This is a genomic window from Cellulosimicrobium marinum, assembly GCF_020551945.1.
GTDB classification, from domain to species: Bacteria; Actinomycetota; Actinomycetes; order Actinomycetales; family Cellulomonadaceae; genus Cellulosimicrobium; species Cellulosimicrobium marinum.
The window spans coordinates 81,912-100,921 of the sequence record NZ_JAJBZH010000002.1 but is presented as its reverse complement, the minus strand read 5'-3'; the positions used below and the strand labels follow the sequence as shown (position 1 = coordinate 100,921).

The window sequence follows — 19,010 nt, the reverse complement described above, 5'->3', positions numbered from 1 at the left end:
GCGCCCCGAGCAGGAGACCCCCGTGCCCACCACCCCCGCGAGCAGCACGCCCGTCGTTCCCACGACCTCGTCGGACCTCGTGACCGAGGAGCAGCCGGGCCTCAGCTCCGCGCCTGACCTGCAGGTTCACTCGGCGGACGCGTCGGAGACCGACGGTCGAGCAGGACACGTCGTGATCCTCGCCGGCGGACTCTCCCACGAGCGCGACGTCTCGCTCCGCTCCGGCCGACGCGTCGCGGAGAGCCTGCGCGCCGCCGGGGTGGAGGTCTCCGTGCACGACCTCGACGCCGATCTCCTGCCGTTCCTCGACCGTCATCGGCCCGACGTCGTGTGGCCGCTCCTGCACGGAGCGACCGGCGAGGACGGGTCCGTGCGCGACGTGCTCGACCTCGTCGGCGTCCCCTACGTCGGGACGGGGCCGCGCCAGTCTCGTGTGGCCTGGAACAAGCCGGTCGCGAAGAGCGTGGTGGCAGGAGCGGGTCTCGCCACGCCGGACTCCGTCACCCTCCCCCAGAGTCTCTTCCGCGAGCTCGGCGCACGTCCCGTCCTGGACGCGCTCGTCGGTCGGCTCGGGCTCCCCCTCGTGGTCAAGCCGACGCAGGGTGGTTCGGCGCTCGGCGTCACCCTGGTCGAACGGGCCGACCAGCTTCCCCGGGCGATGGTGGACTGCTTCGCCTACGGGGAGGTCGCGCTGGTGGAGCGTGCGATGCGTGGTGTCGAGCTGGCCGTGAGCGTCGTCGACCTCGGCGACGGTCCCTCCGCTCTCCCGCCCGTCGAGGTCGTCACCGACGGCCCCTACGACTACGACGCCCGCTACAACCCCGGACGGACCGAGTATTTCTCCCCCGCGCGCCTCGACGGCTCCACGCTCGCGGCCGTCCAGGAGACCGCCGTGACGGCCCACCGCGCGCTCGGCCTGCGCGACCTCTCCCGGACCGACGTCATCCTGGACGCCGATGGCGTCGTCCAGTTCCTCGAGGTGAACGTTGCGCCCGGGATGACCGAGACGTCGCTCCTTCCCCAGGCCGTCCGTGCTGCGGGGCTCGACCTCCCCACGCTCTATCGCCGCCTCGTCGACGCCCGGCGTTGACAGAACAGACCCATCTCGGCTTGTTTCACGTGGAACAGGGCGGCACGCGTCGTTCCACGTGAAGCCCGGTGCCGTTCGCAGGCACGCGGCAAACGGACGTTTCACGTGGAACACCGCGACTGCGCCGGCCTCAGCAACTGGGCACGGACGTTCCAACGGGAACGAGACATCTACGCCGGGGAGGGGCGACCTCGGCGTGCGGTAGATGAGCGCTCCCGGCGAGCTGGGCCACCTGGTTTCACGTGGAACGAGACGGTCGCAGCGGAAGAGACCGGTGGACACACCCCTGGCCGACGTCCGTTGCCTGCCCGCTCTCGGACGCGATCTCTCGGACGTGACCTTCCCGTTCGTGCGGGCGTTTCCGACGCGTGCGAGCAGGACCGACGGATTTCCGGAACGCCAGGCCGATTGCCCTACCGGTGCACCGACCGCCCGTCGAGTCAGTTGCGCAGGAGTCCCGGGTCCTCGGGAGCCATGAGATCGAGGATGCGGTTGAGATCCTCCACGGAGGCAAACTCCACCGTGAGGCGTCCCTTGCTCTTCCCGAGGTCCACCTTCACGCGCGTCTCGAACCGGTCGGAGAGTCGCGTCGCGAGCTCGTCCACCGCTGCGGACCGCTGACCCGCACGCGGCGTTCGGGGCGCCCGCCCAGGACGATCGAGGCCCCCCATCGAGACGATCTCCTCGGTCGCGCGCACGGAAAGGCCCTCGGCGACGATCCGCTGAGCGAGGCGCTCGATCTCGGCACCGTCGGTCAGTCCGAGGAGGGCGCGAGCGTGGCCCGCGGAGAGAACGCCCGCAGCGACACGGCGCTGGACCAGAGGCGGCAGACGGAGCAGTCGCAGCGTGTTCGAGATCTGCGGGCGACTCCGAGAGATGCGCTCCGCGAGCTCCTCGTGCGTGCAACCGAAGTCGTCGAGGAGCTGTCGGTAGGCGGCCGCCTCTTCCAGAGGGTTGAGCGCGCTGCGGTGCAGGTTCTCCAGCAGCGCGTCGCGGAGCAGGTCACCGTCGTCCGTCTCACGAATGATCGCGGGGATCGTCGCGAGTCCGGCAGCCTGGGTCGCGCGCCAGCGCCGCTCCCCCATGATGAGCTCGAATCCCTCGGATCCTGTCGAGAGCGGCCGAACCACGACCGGCTGGAGGACACCGATCTCCTTGATGGACCCGACCAGCTCGTCGAGCTCCCCTTCGTCGAAGACCGTGCGCGGCTGCCGCGGATTCGGGACGATCGCCTCGACCGGGACCTCCGCGAATCGTGCCCCCGGAACAGGGACGAGGTCGTCCCCGCCACGCTCGATCCATCCGTCGGTTCCGGCGTCGTCCGGTGCGACCGCACCCGAGGACGGGTCGGGCGACGACCCGGCATCCGCGGAGGCCGTTCCGGTCGTCGCTGACGTTTCACGTGAAACGGGGTCGTCGGAGGAAGGCGCTGCGTCGACGACGGACGACGGCGTGTCGCCATTGCTCGCGCCCGATACCGCACCGTCGTCGGTGCGCGCGAGCCCCCCGGTGGCGGACGGGGACACATCGTCGGTCACCGCAGCGTCTCGGTGCCCCTCGACCGGAGCCTCGTCGACGCCCTCGCCGTCTTCGAGCGCCGAGGTCGAGAGGAACTCTCCCACCGACACGTCGGACGGGCTGATTGTGTCCTCCCCCGCCGGGACCTCCCCTGCCGGGGCCTCCAACGTCGCGACGACGGTGCCCCCGGACTCTACGGCAGATCCGCTCTCGTCCTGCGAGGGCCCAGATGACGGTGACTGCTCCGGGGCGCTGGGGAAGAAGACGTCGACAGGGCGCTTTCCCTCTGAGCTCGTCGGAATCAGCGCTCCAAGCCCACGTCCCAACCCACGCCGCTTCTCGCTCATCGCTGCTCCTCGAGATGAAGGGCCGGCCCACCGATGGACCGGGAGAACTCATGTCCTGCACGCATCGGCTGTTCCGCCGGACCGTGCATGTCGACCGCAGCCTCGGCCCGACCGTCGGACGGACCGTCGAGCGTGGCGGTCGTGGCGATCGTCACCACGGCCTCAGAAGCGGGTGCGGCGACGATCTCGGACCAGGTCGCCACCCGGGCTCGACGCGCAGGCGGGTCTGCTGAGCCCGGATCACCCGCCGTATCCGCCTGATCCACGAAGCCGTTGTCGCTGCTGGCCACGTCGCCGCGCACAGGATGGGTGTCCGTCATGCCGTGACCTACCGAGGCGACTGCAGGCGACTCTTCACCACCGCGGGGCTCGGACTCGAGCGCCGGGGTGGGTACCGACGTAGGCGTCTGGTCGTCCGGGTGGGCGACCGCTCCGTCGGGGGCATCGGAGCCGTCTGTGGCGGGCACCGAGTCGGCGTGCCGGATGGTCAGCTCGCGGGCCGCCTCGAGATACGCAAGTGCACCGCTGGACGTCGGGTCGTAGGTCATCACGGTCTGGCCATGGCTGGGCGCCTCGGAGATCCGCACGGAACGCGGGACCGTCGTGCGGAGCGTCTGGTCCGGAAAGTGCCCCCTCACCTCGGCGGCGACCTGCTGGGCAAGGTTGGTCCGACCGTCGTACATGGTGAGCAGAATCGTCGAGACGTGGAGGCCCGGGTTGAGGTGCGCCTTGATCAGCTCGATCGTCTTGAGCAGCTGGCTCAACCCCTCGAGCGCGTAGTACTCGCACTGGATGGGGATGAGGACCTCGCGACCGACGACGAACGCGTTGATCGTGAGGAGCCCCAGGCTCGGAGGACAGTCCACCAGAACGTAGTCGAGGGGTTCCAGACCTGCGGCGGCTCGACGCTCCAGGTACTCGTCCAGCGCCCTCCGCAGACGTGTTTCACGTGAAACCATCGAGACGAGCTCGATCTCGGCGCCGGACAGGTCGATGGTGGCCGGAACGCACCAGAGGGTCGGGATGTCGGGGCACTGCTGCACGGCCGACTCCAGCGGGTCCCCGTCGACCAGGACCTCGTAGACCGACGGCGTGCCCGCACGGTGCTCGACACCGATCGCGGTCGACGCGTTCCCCTGCGGGTCGTTGTCGATCACGAGGACGTTCAGTCCCGCCTGGGCGAGCCCCGCCGCGAGATTGACCGTCGTGGTCGTCTTCCCGACCCCACCCTTCTGGTTCGCCACGGTGATGATGCGTGTCGACCTCGGGCGGGGAAAGCGGCGCCCGTGCAGATCGATGCGCCGACGCGCGTCCATCGCGAGCTGTGCTGCGAGCGGGGTCGAGTCGTCGATGTCCGGAAGGCTCGCCATCAGGGCGGCTCGCCGCTGCTCCTCCGTCGGCGCGGACCCCTCGGGGGATCCCTTCGTGCCGTCCTTGCTCTCCGTCACCCGCGCATCCTCTCCGAATCCTCAGGTCTCGCGTGCCGCACGGCGACCGTGCCCGGGGCGCCTGCTCGACGAGGTCGCGTCGGACGCCGGCGCACGGTGCGTGTCACCGTGCCCCAGTCTGCCGCACGATCCGAACGACCGTGGTGCTCTCCACGCCAGGAACCGAGGATGCCTCGAGAACTTCCGGCTCCGAGCCCTTGAGCCTACGGATCGCCTTCCGCGCGGGCGGGATCTCCTGCGCCACATTGCGCCCCTTGAGGACGATCATCTCTCCCCCGGAGCGCAGCAGCGGCAGCGAGATGCGCACGAGCTTGTCCAGTGCCGCGACGGCGCGAGACGTGACCGCGTCGCACTCGAAGGCGCCGTGGTACTCCTCGGCCCTCCCGCGCTTCACCGCGATGTTCGCGAGACCGATCGTGTCCGCGACCTCCGAGAGCCAGGCGCACCGCCGCTCCATCGGCTCCACGAGGTAGATCTGGGCGTCGGGCCGCATCGCCGCGATGACGATGCCGGGAAGACCGGCACCCGATCCGATATCAGCGATGAGGCCGTCCGTCGGGAGGAACGGGACGACGGCCGCCGAGTTCAGCACGTGCCGCTCCCAGATGCGGGGCACCTCACGGGGTCCGATGAGGCCACGAAGCTCGCCCTCGTCCCTCAACATCTTCGCAAACCGGGCGACCTTTGCGTAGGAGTCCCCGAGGTAGGTCCTCACGGCTGCCTCGTCAGTCACCGGCGAGTCCTCGCGCTCGGCCTCGTCACTCATGTCGTCCTTCCCCTTCGTCCAGGTCTGGTCCATCGTTCCACGTGGAACATCGACGACCCCACCGCGCCCATCACGTCGACCCGCCGCGGGCGTCGGACCGAGGACGTCGTGCCGCCCGACCGATGCGCACAGCAGAACGCCCTCCGTTTCACGTGAAACGGAGGGCGTCAGCGGCGGAGTCACGCAGCAGGGTGGATGACCACGTACCGCTGTGGCTCAGCGCCCTCGGAGTCGCTCCGCAGGCCAGCGGCCGCCACCGCGTCGTGGACGACCTTGCGCTCGAACGCGTTGAGCGGGTCCAGCGAGACAGACTCTCCCGAAGACCGGACCTTCTCGATCGCCTCGTCCGCGAGTGCGGTCAGCTGCTGCCGACGTGCCGTCCGGTAGCCAGCGACGTCGAGCATCAGACGGCTGCGCTCCCCCGTGCGCGCCTGCACGGCGAGCCGCGTGAGCTCCTGCAGGGCTTCGAGCACGACACCCTCCTCGCCGACCAACGCCTCAAGCGCCCCCTCGTCGTCCGCGACGATCTCGACCGCGGCACGATCGTTCTCGACGTCGATGTCGATGTCACCGTCGAGGTCGGCGATGTCGAGCAGCTCCTCGAGGTAGTCCGCGGCGATCTCGCCCTCCTCCTCGAGGCGTGTGGTCACGCCGGGCCCGACCTGCGCGGTCTGGGGCTCGTCGTGCAGGGGACTCTCGGTGGACGACATGGCAGTGCTCCTCAGGGCGGAAGGGTCGCGCGCGGCGCGAGGACTACGACTTCTTCTTGGGCTTCTTGGTCGGTCCGGACGCCGGCGGAACCTCAGGGGCCGCGTCCTCGACCGGAACGTCCTCGGTCGAGCCGGTCGCGGCGGGTGACGTCGAGGTACCGTTCACGCCCGCGGTGCCCGGCTTCTGCCGGTTCTTGCGCTTCGGCTGCTGGCGCTGACCGCGCGGCTGCTCGATGACCGGTGCGGTCTCCTCGACGATCCCCTTCGCCGCCTTCTTGCGCGCCTGGCGCTCCTTGAGCAGTCGCTCGGCCTCGGAACCGGGAGCCGGCATGCGTCGGATCGTGTAGAACTGCTGCCCCATCGACCAGAGGTTGGTCGTCGTCCAGTAGACGAGGACACCGACGGGGAAGTTCACGCCCGACACCGCGAAGATGAACGGGAACAGGTACAGCATCATCTTCTGCGTCGAGGCCATCGGGCCCTCAAGCGCCGCCTTCGGCATGTTCTTCATCGTGAGCTGACGCTGGGTGAAGAACGTCGTGGCGCACATCGCGAGGATGAGGATCGCGATGACGATGCGCGTCTGCAGGTCGTCGGTCTGGAGGAAGATGTCCGACAGCTTGGCGCCGAAGACGGACGACTGCTCGATGTCGCTGGCCACCGACGCGTCGATGGGGCCGATCGGGTCGTTGTCACCGGTGGAGATCGGGACCAGGCCGTTGAGCACGCGGAACAGCGCGAAGAAGATCGGCGACTGGAGCAGGATCGGCATGCACGACGCGAAGGGGTTCGTCCCGTGCTTGCGGTAGAGCTCCATGGTCTCGCGGCTCATCGCCTCGCGGGACGCCGGGTCCGACTTGCCCTTGTACTTCTTCTGGATCGCCTGCATCTCGGGCTGGAGCAGCTGCATCCCGCGGGACGCCTTGATCTGCTTGAAGAACAGCGGGATCAGCAGGATGCGGATGATGATGACGAGGCCGACGATCGACAGCACCCAGGCGGGGCCGGGGCCGTCGGAGAAGCCGAGGAACAGAAGCCCCTGGTGGCAGAGGTACATGATCCACGCCACGACCCATTCGATCGGGGCGAGGAACGCGAAGAAGTCCATCGGTGACTGCTCCCTAAGGTACTGACAAGACTGTGGGTCGCCCGTGCGGGCTCAGGACTGGTGCGTGTGCGCGTGTCGCGTCGGCGGCACGTCGTCGACCCCGCCGAGGCTCCAGGGGTTGCAGCGCAGCAACCGCCAGAGGGCGAGGCCCGTGCCGCGCAGCGCACCGTGCCGCCGCACGGCGGTCAGGGCGTACTGGGAGCAGGACGGGTAGTACTTGCAGGTGGGCCCGGTCATCGGGGAGATCACGGACTGGTACGCACGGATCATGCCGATGAGGGTGAGGGCGGGCACACGACGCAGGAGGTCGAGCAGGCGTCGGACTCCAGCAGGAGCGGGGGTGTCGGCGGGGGATGCACCAGGGGTGTCCCGGTCCACCGGTCGGCGCTCGAGGCTCTGGGCGGTCATGACCGCGCCTCGGGCCGCGCCGCGAGGCGCTCCCCCGCCCGCGCAAGCCCGTGCGAGACGTCGCGCGCAAGCTGCTCGTAGGTTGCCGTGGCCGCAGCAGGCAGCGCACGCACGACGGCGCGCGACCGTGGGGGCAGCGCACTGAGGCGCGTCGCGGTCGCGGCGCGCAGTCGGCGCTTCACGAGGTTGCGGTGCACGGCGTTCCCTACGGCTTTGGAGACGACAAAGCCGACCTGCGGTGGCTCGTCCCCCTGAGGGTCGTCAGAGAGATGGACCACCACGGTCGACCTGCCAGCACGCACGCCGCGGCGCACCGCCCGTTCGAAATCCACGGAACGGCGCATTCGGTGCGCCGCGGGGAGCACGCGAGATCAGGCAGAGAGCTCGCTGCGGCCCTTGCGGCGGCGGGCAGCCAGGATGGCGCGGCCGGCGCGGGTCCGCATGCGCAGCCGGAAGCCGTGGGTCTTGGCCCGGCGCCGGGTGTTCGGCTGGAAGGTCCGCTTGCTCACGAGGTACTCCAAGAACGTCGGGGAGGTACACCGTCTATGTCCTCGACGATGCAGTGACAGGCTCCGGTGGACCCTGTCGGTGGATCAGGTACTGCTGGACGGGCGTCGCCCGGCGACCGTCCGGGCGCGGCGGGCACGGGATCCGTGCTGCCGAGCGGTTCCTCGCGTGAGGCGGTCGATACCGACATCCTCACGCGGGCGCGCCAAGAACACCTGGAACGGCTGTCTGACGTTACGCTGTCCGGGCCTGTCGGGTCAAACTCGCCTCGGGCCTCGTGGGCCGTGCGTGGATCGCCGTGACGTCGCGGTCCCCCCGACCTCCTGCGACCTGGCACGATGGTCTCCGACGCGGCCCCGTCGGGAGAGGTTCTCGGGCCTCCGCTTGACCGGAGCCCTTCTGGGCGGTAGTCCACCCACAGCCTGTGGACAACTATGTGGACGACCGGATCCCGTGGCACCATCTTCCCAGCATCACCGTGACCTCCTCGTCGTCCCGCTCGCCGATCGCACCGACGCCCAGCGCGTCGATCCTCAGGCCGTCCGGATCGACGCACCCGCGACCCGTGAGGACAGCCCCGTGGCGAACCCGGACGAGAACATCGCCGACGTCTGGGCCCAGACCCTGAGCATCCTCGAGGCGAGCCCGGACATCACCCCGCGGCAGATCGCCTTCATCCGTCTCGCCAAGCCGCTCGCGATCCTCGACGACACGGTGTTCATCGCAGTTCCTCACGAGCAGACCCGGAACTACCTGGAGACGCGCGTCCGCGACGAGCTCGTCACCGCGATGTCCTCGTGCCTCGGTCGTGACGTCCGTTTCGGCATCACCGTGGACCCCGAGCTGAGCTCCGAGCCGGTCCTGGCGCCCGCGTCCCGTCCCGCCGTCGAACGCCCGTTCGTCGACCCCGACGACCTGCCCGATCTCCCTGACCTGCCCGCGCCCGCGCCGCCCCGTCCTCAGGCGGAACCGAGCCGGCTCAACCCCAAGTACGTGTTCGAGACGTTCGTCATCGGCTCGTCGAACCGCTTCGCGCACGCGGCGGCCGTGGCGGTCGCGGAGGCGCCGGCGAAGGCGTACAACCCGTTGTTCATCTACGGCGACTCCGGGCTGGGCAAGACGCACCTCCTGCACGCGATCGGGCACTACGCCCACAACCTGTACCCGAACGTGCGCGTGCGGTACGTGAACTCGGAGGAGTTCACGAACGACTTCATCAACTCGATCGGCGAGGGCAGGGCCGGGTCGTTCCAGCGGCGCTACCGGGACGTGGACGTCCTCCTCATCGACGACATCCAGTTCCTGCAGGGCAAGGAGCAGACGATGGAGGAGTTCTTCCACACCTTCAACGCGCTCCACAACGCGAACAAGCAGGTCGTCATCACGTCCGACCTGCCGCCCAAGCAGCTCAACGGGTTCGAGGACCGCCTGCGTTCCCGCTTCGAGTGGGGCCTCATCACCGACGTCCAGCCGCCGGACCTCGAGACCCGCATCGCCATCCTCCGCAAGAAGGCGAGCAGCGAACGGCTCAACGCCCCCGACGACGTCCTGTCGTACATCGGCTCGCGCATCTCGACGAACATCCGGGAGCTCGAGGGCGCCCTGATCCGCGTCACCGCCTTCGCGAACCTCAACCGGCAGCAGGTCGACCTGCCCCTCGCGGAGATCGTCCTCAAGGACCTCATCACGGACGAGGACTCGGCGGAGATCACACCCGCGGCGATCATCGCCCAGACGGCCGCCTACTTCGGACTGACGATCGACGACCTGTGCGGGAGCTCGCGCTCGCGCGTCCTCGTCACGGCCCGGCAGATCGCGATGTACCTGTGCCGTGAGCTGACCGACCTGTCACTGCCGAAGATCGGGCAGCAGTTCGGTGGGCGGGACCACACCACGGTCATGCACGCGAACCGCAAGATCACGGAGCAGATGGCGGAGCGCCGGTCGACCTACAACCAGGTCACCGAGCTCACGAGCCGCATCAAGCAGCAGCACCGAGGCTGACCGCCCCCGTCGCCTCTCATGGGTCTCGCCCCTCGACCGGGCCTCCCCGCTCGACGTGGTCCACACCGTGTGGGCAGACTTATCCACACTCATCCACAGCGACCTGTGGGAACCGTGATCCGCGCGTTCCTGCGCTCGGCGGTCTTCCACACCCCTATCCCGATGCTGTGTACAGCGCGGCGTTCTGCGCTTTTCCCCCAGGAACCTGTGGACCACGGGTGCCCTCCTCCCCGATCTCGTCCCCGCCCGGGTACACAGTTGTGCACTCTGCTGTGGATAACTGTGGACGAACGGCCCTCTCGTGTGGACGGAGACCCCTCCGTCGGTGGACAGCGTGTGGGGGAAAAGTCCCGTTCCACAGGACGTGCGACTTTCCCACATCTCGTCCCCCAGCCCGTCCACACGCAAAAATCGGCCCTGACCTGCATCGAGACCCGTTGTCCACGGAATCCACAACACCGATGACGATGACGAACCTGATCTTCACGGGGAGATGTCCACACGCCTTCATCAGGCTCTGCGACGCGACCTGCACGACTCGGCCGGGACGACGTCCTCCGTCGCTCGCCGTCCTCCACCACCAGCCTCGCGGCCTGTGCGTTCCCGGTTCCTCCTGACCTCGTCCTCGCGTAGGGTTCATGCACGACAAGCACGTGCAGGAGAAGCCCGGGTCCGACCACCTCGACGCCGTTCTCCGCGCCCCTGACCCGACCGACGTGCCCTGCGGCGCGTGCGACGAGGCACCAGGCAGCGGGGACAGGGCGGACATGTGAAGATCGAGTCCGATCCTGGACGGTGGGACGAAGGGTGTGGGGATGAAGTTCCGGGTTGAGCGTGATGTCCTGGCCGACGCGGTGACCTGGACGGCACGGACCCTGCCGACACGACCCCCGGCGCCCGTGCTGGCCGGGGTACGGCTGGAGGCGGACGCCTCCGGGGTCATCGGCCTGTCGAGCTTCGACTACGAGGTCTCCGCCCGGTCGGAGATCCCCGCCGAGGTGAGCGAGCCGGGCACCGTGCTCGTCTCCGGTCGTCTGCTGGCCGAGATCTCTCGTGCCCTGCCCGCGAAGCCGGTGGACGTCGTCCTCGAGGGCACGAAGGTCACGGTCACGTGCGGGGCCAGCCGGTTCACCCTGCTGACGATGCCCGTGGAGGAGTACCCGGCGCTCCCCGCGATGCCGGAGCTCACCGGGACTGTCTCGGGCGACGAGCTGACGCACGCCGTCGCGCAGGTCACGGTGGCGGCGAGCCGCGACGACACCCTGCCCCTCCTCACGGGCGTGCGTGTCGAGATCGAGGGCGAGCGGATCACGCTCCTGGCCACGGACCGGTACCGGCTCGCGCTGCGCGAGCTCACGTGGACCCCGGTCACCCCGAGCTACTCGGCGGTCGCCCTGGTGCGCGCGCGCACCCTGAACGACGTCGCGAAGTCCCTCGGCGGGTCGGGCCTGGTCAACGTGGGCCTGAGCACGGGCGCCGGCGTCGACCTGGTCGGCTTCGAGGCGGGCGGCCGCCACACGACGTCCCAGCTCGTCGACGGCGACTACCCGGCCGTGCGCCGTCTGTTCCCGGACGAGACACCGATCCACGCGGTGGTCGCGACCGCCCCGCTGATCGACGCGGCGAAGCGCGTGTCCCTCGTCGCCGAGCGCAACACGCCGATCCGCCTGTCCTTCTCGGACGGCCAGGTGGTGCTCGACGCGGGCCAGGGCGACGACGCGCAGGCGTCGGAGGCGCTGGAGGCGGTGCTCGTCGGCGAGGAGATCTCGGTCGCGTTCAACCCGCAGTTCCTGCTCGACGGACTGGGCGCGCTCGGTACGGACTTCGTGCGCCTGAGCTTCACGCACCCGAACAAGCCGGTGGAGTTCACGGGCCAGGAGTCCCTGGACGGCGAGGACTCGTCGGCCTACCGCTACCTCCTCGTCCCCATCCGTTTCGCCGGCTGAGGACACCGCCGCCCCACCGACACCGCCCGCACCCACAGCGTCCCGGAGGTCTCGCATGGTCACCCGCATCGGACTGGTCGGTCTCGGCAAGATGGGCGCCAACATGCGCGAGCGCGTGCGTGCGGCGGGCATCGAGGTCACGGGGTACGACCCGCGCCCCGAGGTGTCGGACGTCGCGTCCCTGGCGGACCTGGTGGCCGCGCTCCCGGCGGACGAGCCGCGGATCGTGTGGGTCATGGTCCCGGCGGGCGACCCGACGCGCGCCGTCGTCACGGAGCTCGGCACCCTGCTGGGCGAGGGCGACATCGTGGTCGAGGGCGGCAACTCGTACTACCAGGAGGACCAGGCGCGGGCTGCGGAGCTCGCCGAGAAGGGTGTCGGCTACCTGGACGTCGGGGTGTCGGGCGGCGTCTGGGGCCTGGAGAACGGGTACGGCCTCATGGTCGGCGGTGAGACGCACCTCGTCGAGACGGCGATGCCGGTGTTCGACGCCCTGCGCCCCGAGGGCCCGCGCGAGGAGGGCTTCGTGCACTCGGGCGGGGTGGGTGCCGGCCACTTCGCGAAGATGGTCCACAACGGCATCGAGTACGGGCTCATGCAGGCGTACGCCGAGGGGTACGAGCTCCTGGCCGCGAAGGACCTGGTCACGGACGTGCACGGCACGATGAAGGCGTGGACGCGCGGCACCGTGGTGCGCTCGTGGCTCCTCGACCTGTTCGTCAAGGCGCTGGAGGAGGACCCGAAGCTCGCGGCGATCGACGACTGGGTCGACGACTCGGGCGAGGGCCGGTGGACGGTCGACGAGGCGATCGACAACGCCGTGCCCCTTCCGGTGATCTCCTCGGCGCTGTTCGCGCGCTTCGCGTCGCGCCAGACGCAGTCCCCCGCGCTCAAGGCGGTCGCGGCGCTGCGCCAGCAGTTCGGCGGTCACGCGGTGAAGGCGGCCGGCCCGACGTCGCCCGGCGCCGGTCCGCTCGAGCCGCCCGCCTGACGTTCGTCGCGCTCCCCCTCTTCCCCGCGTCCACCCGCAGCCGCACAGCACGACGCCCGCTCCGCACCGCCCGAGAAGGTCATGTACGTCTCCCACCTCTCCCTGATCGACTTCCGCTCCTACGAGAGCGTCGACGTCGAGCTGGAGCCGGGCGTCAACGCGCTGGTGGGGCCGAACGGGCAGGGCAAGACGAACCTCGTCGAGGCGATCGGGTACGTCGCGACGCTCGCGAGCCACCGGGTGGCGGGCGACGTCCCGCTGGTCCGGGCAGGGGCGCCGCGTGCGGTGGTCCGGGTGCGCGTCGTGCGAGGTGACCGGGCGAGCACGGTCGAGCTCGAGCTCAACCCGGGCAAGGCGAACCGCGCGCGGATCAACCGTTCCCCGGCGGGTCGGCCGCGCGACGTGCTGGGGATCGTGCGGACGGTGCTGTTCGCCCCGGAGGACCTCGCGCTGGTCAAGGGCGACCCGGACGGGCGCCGCCGGTTCCTGGACCAGCTCGCGGTGCTGCTGGTCCCCCGGGTGGCGGCGCTCCTCGCGGACTACGACCGGGTGCTGCGCCAACGGGGCGCGCTGCTCAAGTCGGCGTCGGCGTTGCGCGGGTCCGGCCGTGGGCGGCGTCGAGGTTCTCCACCGCCGCCTGTGGACGACGGCGAGGAGACGACCGACGGTCCGTCGGCCGCGCTCGCCACGCTCGAGGTGTGGGACGCGCGGCTCGCGAACCTGGGGGCCGAGATCACCGCCCTGCGCCTGCAGCTCGTGGCCGCGCTCACCCCGTACGTCGCGGAGGCGTACGAGCAGGTCAGCGCAGGGCAGGGCGAGGCGCGGGTCGAGTACCGGTCGTCGGTCGAGGAGGCGCTGGCCGAGGGGGCCGACGACGCGCCGTCGGCCCCCGGGGACGTGCCCGCCCTGGAGCAGCGCATCCTGGACGCGATGCGCGCGGTGCGGGGCAAGGAGGTGGAGCGCGGGGTGAACCTCGTCGGTCCGCACCGCGACGACCTCGTGCTGACGCTGGGCGGTCTGCCCGCGAAGGGGTACGCGAGCCACGGGGAGTCGTGGTCGTTCGCGCTCGCGCTGCGGCTCGCCTCCTATCGCCTGCTCAAGGACGGGGCCCCGCCGGGGATGGAGTCCCTGCTGTGGGCGGACCAGTGGGGCCCGGACGGCGAGCCGATCCTCGTGCTCGACGACGTCTTCGCGGAGCTGGATGCCCGGCGCCGCGACCGGCTGGCGGAGCTCGTCGCCGGCGCGGGTCAGGTGGTCATCACGGCGGCGGTGGCGGAGGACGTCCCCGCGGTGCTCGACGGCGCGCGCTTCGCCGTGCAGGGCGGGACGGTCACCCGTGGGTGACGAGGGCCGGGAGGCGGACGACCGGGACGCGGGCGAGGCGTCGCCGTCGTCCACGCCCGACCAGGAGACCGCACCCCGCGCGACCGGGATCCCGGTGGGTCACGTCGTGGACCTCACGCCGCCCGCGGAGGTCGCACGGCAGGCGCTGAACCGGGCCCGTGCCGCGGCCCGCGCCAAGGGTCTGCGCCCGGGGCAGGAGCCGCGTCGCCGCATCCTCGCGGACCCGCCCACGTCCGGGGCTCGCCCCGGGGGCCGCGACCCGCAGCGGGTCGCGGACGTGCTGTCGCACCTGCTGCGCGACCGAGGGTGGGTCTCCGACGTGTCCGTCGGCGGGGTGATCGGGCGCTGGCGCGAGGTGGTGGGCGACCAGGTCGCCGACCACTGCGAACCGGAGACGTTCGAGGACAAGGTGCTCGTCGTGCGGGCCGACTCCACGGCCTGGGCCACGCAGGTCCGTCTCCTCGTGCCGCGCCTCCTGGAGCGCCTGGCACAGGAGGTCGGCGAGGGGGTCGTCGAGAGCGTCACCGTTCTCGGCCCGGCCGGACCGAGCTTCCGTCGGGGGAAGAAGTCCGTGCGCGGGCCGGGCCCGCGCGACACCTGGGGGTGAGCCGCGAGGCCGGGCCGCACGCACGTGCGGCCCGGCCTGGCAGCGTCAGGCTCCGGGGTGCGTCAGGCCTGGACGCGCCGGCGCAGCCAGAGGACGACGCCGCCGCCCGCGACGAGCAGGAGGGCGAACGCCGCTGCCCCGGCCACGGTCGCGCCGGTCGACGCCAGGGCCGGGCCCTGCTCGTCGGCGACCAGCTCGACGTCCTCGGCCGCCACGGGGGCGACCGGGGGGTTCGCGCACTCCGACGAGGCCGGCGGGTAGTCGACGACCGTCGAGTACGACGGGTTCACCTCGAAGAGCACCTGGACGCCCTCGCGGGTCCACGCGAAGTTGCCGTCGGTCTGGGTGTAGGACCCGTCCTCGTTGCGGACGTAGCCCGGCCACTGCTTCGGCTCCGTCGCCGACGCCCCGGGCCACAGCACGCGACCGGCGAGCGGCTGGCCGGTCACGACGTGGTCCTCCCCGCCCCGCGGGTGCAGGAACGTGATCGTCAGCGGCGCGTCCTCGTCGACCTCGACGCCCTCGGGCAGCGCGACCTCGTAGCCGAGGTAGGGGGTGTCGCCCTCGCACGTCGCGGAGATCGCGCCGGGAAGCAGGGCGCACTCCTCCTCGGCCGGGACGAGGAGCTCGACCGGGAGCAGCGCGCTCCCGTCCTCGCGCAGCGTGTACCCCGCGAGCTCGGTACCGAACGTGTGTCCGGCGGTCGGCGTCGCGAGGACCCCGTCCACGGTGGCGAGGTACGTGACCTCGTCGGTGCTCTCCGGGACCGTGAGGTCGTCGACGTCCGCGCCGCAGACGTCCACGGCGGCGGGAGCCGTGGGCACGACCGTCTCCGGCTCGTCCACGGTCGGCTGCTCCGGCGTCGTCGCGCACTCGGCGGCCGACGGGAGCGCGATGCCGAAGTCGTCGAGCTCCTGGTGCTGCCAGTCCACGAGACGACCGTCCATCGACGTCCCGTCCGGGTACGTGATCGTGGACGGCATCGTGTACTCGTCGGGCCCGCCGCGCAGGAGGTCCTGCTGGATGCCCCACCCGAGGCACAGGTCCACGTCGTCGAGGAGGTCGGTCTCCGGGAGCTCGGTGAACCAGTGCGTGTCGTCACGCAGCTGGTCCTCGCGCAGCGTCAGGGTCGTCGTGCCGAGGAGCTCCTGCCGCCCCGAGTTCTCCCACGCCGCGGGACGGGACGCGTCGAGCTTCGGGTACAGGTAGATCCCGACCTGGACCGCGGTGCCCTCGTCCTGCACGCACGGCGTCGTCTCGCCGTCATCGGACCAGTCGTAGCGGGAGCGGTCGGAGGCGTCCACGGTGACGCTCCACGTGTGCGCGACCGTGGGGTCGAGCTCGAACGACCGGGCGTAGGAGCTGCCGAACCGCTCCTGCGCGACGGTCTGCCCGTCGACGACGACGGTGACCTCGTTGCCGCGCTTCGCGTAGGCCCACAGGTTCACGTCGAGCGAGGAGCAGTCCGCCTCGACGACAGGAGTGTGCGCGGACGCGGGCGCGGCCGTGGCGACGGCGACGCCGCCGAGAGCGAGCGCGGTGGTCAGCGCGCTCGCGAGAAGTCTCTTCACAGGGGGGGTGTCCCTTCGGATGAGGCCGACCGCCTCTCCGCGGTCGACGGGCGACACAGGATGGTGTGTGGTATCCAACCACCTTCTGCTCGAAATACCGATTTCGTGCGACAGCGCACGCATCAGGCGAAATCCCGTGGAACGGGCGCTGTCGGCCCGCGGAGCGCGACCCGGTGGACAACCCTGTGGACAACGTTGTGGAGAGACAGCGCGGGCGACGTGCACGACGGGCCCCCGAACCCCGCCCCGGAGCGCGAAGATCCGCGGAATTCGGCTCGATCCGGGTAGACTGGGAGGGTCATTCCGGGTCGTGTCACGGCCTGTCCTCCGCGTTCTCGCCGGGTTCCCCGTCGGCCGTCGCCGACTCGGACCCGACCGGTGCGCGACCGGGGCGGGACAGGACGTCGGAACTCGGAACCTATGAGCCGTCGACGACCGCCCGTGCCGCGGGATTCGGCCGGATCCTGGCCGGATCCGGGCCGTGCCCCGTGCCGGCAGCCGTCGTCGTGCGCGACGACGAGGAGCAGTCCTGCCCGTGGCAGATCACACCGACACCGCCCAGCCCGTGCCTGCGCCGACCCCCGCCGGGTCGCCTGCCGGGAGCGGAGGGTACGACGCAGGCAACATCACCGTCCTCGAAGGGCTCGAGGCTGTCCGCAAGCGACCCGGCATGTACATCGGCTCCACCGGCGAGCGCGGGCTCCACCACCTTGTGTACGAGGTTGTGGACAACTCTGTGGACGAAGCTCTCGCAGGTCACGCCGACACCATCGACGTGACACTTCTCGCCGACGGAGGTGTACGAGTCGTCGACAACGGCCGCGGCATCCCCGTCGCGATCCACCCCACCGAGGGCAAGCCCACCGTCGAGGTCGTCATGACCATCCTCCACGCCGGCGGCAAGTTCGGCGGCGGCGGGTACGCCGTCTCGGGCGGCCTGCACGGCGTCGGCATCTCCGTCGTCAACGCGCTCTCCACCCGCGTCGTCACCGAGGTCCGACGCGACGGGCACGCGTGGCGGCAGGAGTTCGCCGACGGCGGCAAGCCCGTGACCACCCTCGAGCAGGGCGAGGCGACCACCGAGACCGGCACCTCCCAGACGTTCTGGGCCGACCCCGGCATCTTCGAGACCACCGACTTCGACTTCGAGACGCTGCGCGCACGGTTCCAGCAGATGGCCTTCCTCAACAAGGGCCTGCGGATCACGCTCACCGACGAGCGCCCCGCCCACCTCGACACCGGCGACGAGGTCACCGGCGCCGACGGCACGGACAGCGGGGAGGTCGCCGAGGTCTCGGACGACGCCGGCTCCTCCGAGCGTCCTGCACCGAAGGCCCGCACCGTCACGTACAAGTACGACGGCGGGCTCGTCGACTACGTCAAGCACCTCAACGCCGCGAAGAAGGTCGAGCTCGTCCACCCCGACGTCATCGACTTCGAGTCCGAGGACACCGAGCGCAAGATCTCCGTCGAGCTCGCCCTCCAGTGGACCAGCGCCTACTCCGAGTCCGTCCACACCTACGCCAACACCATCTCCACCACCGAGGGCGGCACCCACGAGGAAGGCTTCCGCGCCGCGATGACCTCCCTGGTCAACCGCTACGCGCGCGACAAGGGCATCCTCAAGGACAAGGACGACAACCTCACCGGCGACGACATCCGCGAAGGCCTCACCGCCGTCGTGTCCGTCAAGCTCGGCGAACCCCAGTTCGAGGGCCAGACGAAGACGAAGCTCGGCAACACCGAGGCCAAGACGTTCGTCCAGCGCGTCGTCAACGAACGCCTCACCGACTGGTTCGACTCCCACCCCAACGAGGGTCGCGACGTCATCCGCAAGGCCATCCAGGCCAGCCAGGCGCGCATCGCCGCCCGCAAGGCCCGCGAGGCCACCCGGCGCAAGGGCCTCCTGGAGTCCGGCGGGATGCCCGGCAAGCTCAAGGACTGCCAGTCCAACCGCCCCGACGAGTGCGAGGTCTTCATCGTCGAGGGCGACTCCGCAGGCGGCTCCGCCGTCCGCGGGCGCAACCCCCACACCCAGGCGATCCTGCCGATCCGCGGGAAGATCCTCAACGTCGAGCGCGCACGCCTCGACCGGGCCCTGTCCAACCAGGAGGTCCAGTCGATCATCACCGCGTTCGGCACCGGGATCGGCGAGGACTTCGACATCGCGAAGCTCCGCTACCACAAGATCGTGCTCATGGCCGACGCCGACGTCGACGGCCAGCACATCGCCACCCTGCTCCTCACCCTCCTCTTCCGGTACATGCGACCCCTCATCGAGAACGGGCACGTGTACCTCGCGCAGCCGCCGCTGTACCGGCTCAAGTGGTCCAACGCCCCCCACGACTACGTGTACTCCGACCGGGAGCGCGACGCCTTCCTCGCCCAGGGCCAGGCCGCGGGCAAGCGGATCCCCAAGGAGAACGGGATCCAGCGCTACAAGGGCCTCGGCGAGATGGACTACTCCGAGCTCTGGGACACGACGATGGACCCCGAGCACCGCACGCTCAACCAGGTCACGCTCGACGACGCCGCCGCCGCGGACGAGATCTTCTCCGTCCTCATGGGCGAGGACGTCGAGTCACGCCGCAACTTCATCCAGCGCAACGCCAAGGACGTGCGGTTCCTTGACATCTGAGCCGCGC

Annotated in this window: 16 protein-coding genes; 7 read left to right on the top strand and 9 right to left on the bottom strand. The window is 70.5% G+C overall.

The genetic code is table 11. The annotated features are described in order from the left end of the window. The first annotated feature begins 118 nt into the window (after positions 1-118). Positions 119-1,090 (top strand): D-alanine--D-alanine ligase family protein, encoded by a 972-nt coding sequence (locus tag LGQ04_RS04280; RefSeq protein WP_229243003.1) that lies wholly within the window; start codon positions 119-121, stop codon positions 1,088-1,090. 440 nt (positions 1,091-1,530) lie between these two features. Here the strand turns inward: LGQ04_RS04280 and LGQ04_RS04275 are convergent, their stop codons facing one another. From LGQ04_RS04275 to rpmH, 8 genes are all read right to left on the bottom strand, one after another. Continuing rightward, complete coding sequence (locus LGQ04_RS04275) at positions 1,531-2,955, bottom strand: ParB/RepB/Spo0J family partition protein (RefSeq protein ID WP_229242470.1); 1,425 nt, start codon at positions 2,953-2,955, stop codon at positions 1,531-1,533. Then, complete coding sequence (locus LGQ04_RS17635) at positions 2,952-4,403, bottom strand: ParA family protein (protein WP_308016342.1); 1,452 nt, start codon at positions 4,401-4,403, stop codon at positions 2,952-2,954. The genes LGQ04_RS04275 and LGQ04_RS17635 overlap by 4 nt, the downstream gene beginning before the upstream one ends. A 103-nt stretch (positions 4,404-4,506) precedes the next feature. Next, positions 4,507-5,202, bottom strand: a complete 696-nt coding sequence (rsmG, locus tag LGQ04_RS04265) for a 16S rRNA (guanine(527)-N(7))-methyltransferase RsmG (protein WP_308016341.1) — start codon at positions 5,200-5,202, stop codon at positions 4,507-4,509. A 146-nt stretch (positions 5,203-5,348) separates the two neighbouring features. Beyond that, positions 5,349-5,879, bottom strand: coding sequence for a Jag family protein (locus LGQ04_RS04260; RefSeq protein ID WP_229242469.1), 531 nt, complete (start codon positions 5,877-5,879; stop codon positions 5,349-5,351). Between the two features lie 43 nt (positions 5,880-5,922). Beyond that, positions 5,923-6,987: a membrane protein insertase YidC gene (gene yidC / locus LGQ04_RS04255; protein WP_229242468.1), complete on the bottom strand. Its 1,065-nt coding sequence runs from the start codon at positions 6,985-6,987 to the stop codon at positions 5,923-5,925. Between the two features lie 51 nt (positions 6,988-7,038). Further along, positions 7,039-7,395, bottom strand: a complete 357-nt coding sequence (gene yidD, locus LGQ04_RS17630; protein ID WP_308016340.1) for a membrane protein insertion efficiency factor YidD — start codon at positions 7,393-7,395, stop codon at positions 7,039-7,041. After that, positions 7,392-7,760 (bottom strand): ribonuclease P protein component, encoded by a 369-nt coding sequence (gene rnpA, locus LGQ04_RS04245; RefSeq protein ID WP_229242467.1) that lies wholly within the window; start codon positions 7,758-7,760, stop codon positions 7,392-7,394. Before rnpA ends, yidD begins: the two co-directional genes overlap by 4 nt. A 6-nt stretch (positions 7,761-7,766) precedes the next feature. Beyond that, positions 7,767-7,904 carry a 50S ribosomal protein L34 gene (gene rpmH, locus LGQ04_RS04240; RefSeq protein ID WP_229242466.1) on the bottom strand — a complete coding sequence of 46 codons (138 nt, stop codon included), beginning with the start codon at positions 7,902-7,904 and terminating at the stop codon, positions 7,767-7,769. Positions 7,905-8,481: 577 nt separating this feature from the next. Here rpmH and dnaA point away from each other — a divergent pair. The 5 genes from dnaA (at position 8,482) to LGQ04_RS04215 (ending at position 14,794) form a co-directional block, all read left to right on the top strand. Further along, the gene (gene dnaA, locus LGQ04_RS04235; protein ID WP_229242465.1) at positions 8,482-9,906 is read left to right on the top strand and encodes a chromosomal replication initiator protein DnaA; all 1,425 of its coding nucleotides are present in this window, start codon (positions 8,482-8,484) and stop codon (positions 9,904-9,906) included. Positions 9,907-10,721: 815 nt separating this feature from the next. Further along, the gene (gene dnaN / locus LGQ04_RS04230; protein WP_229242464.1) at positions 10,722-11,852 is read left to right on the top strand and encodes a DNA polymerase III subunit beta; all 1,131 of its coding nucleotides are present in this window, start codon (positions 10,722-10,724) and stop codon (positions 11,850-11,852) included. A 55-nt stretch (positions 11,853-11,907) separates the two neighbouring features. Further along, on the top strand, positions 11,908-12,843 hold the full coding sequence (gnd, locus tag LGQ04_RS04225) for a phosphogluconate dehydrogenase (NAD(+)-dependent, decarboxylating) (RefSeq protein ID WP_229242463.1): 936 nt from the start codon (positions 11,908-11,910) through the stop codon (positions 12,841-12,843). A gap of 81 nt (positions 12,844-12,924) precedes the next feature. Then, positions 12,925-14,187, top strand: a complete 1,263-nt coding sequence (recF, locus tag LGQ04_RS04220) for a DNA replication/repair protein RecF (protein WP_229242462.1) — start codon at positions 12,925-12,927, stop codon at positions 14,185-14,187. A 106-nt stretch (positions 14,188-14,293) separates the two neighbouring features. Continuing rightward, positions 14,294-14,794, top strand: a complete 501-nt coding sequence (locus LGQ04_RS04215) for a DciA family protein (RefSeq protein ID WP_229243000.1) — start codon at positions 14,294-14,296, stop codon at positions 14,792-14,794. A gap of 62 nt (positions 14,795-14,856) precedes the next feature. On the opposite strand, the gene LGQ04_RS04210 is transcribed toward LGQ04_RS04215, so the two are convergent. After that, positions 14,857-16,365: a hypothetical protein gene (locus LGQ04_RS04210; RefSeq protein ID WP_229242461.1), complete on the bottom strand. Its 1,509-nt coding sequence runs from the start codon at positions 16,363-16,365 to the stop codon at positions 14,857-14,859. 565 nt (positions 16,366-16,930) lie between these two features. Between LGQ04_RS04210 and gyrB the strand changes: the two genes are divergently transcribed. Continuing rightward, on the top strand, positions 16,931-19,003 hold the full coding sequence (gene gyrB / locus LGQ04_RS04205; RefSeq protein WP_229242999.1) for a DNA topoisomerase (ATP-hydrolyzing) subunit B: 2,073 nt from the start codon (positions 16,931-16,933) through the stop codon (positions 19,001-19,003). Positions 19,004-19,010 lie beyond the last annotated feature (7 nt).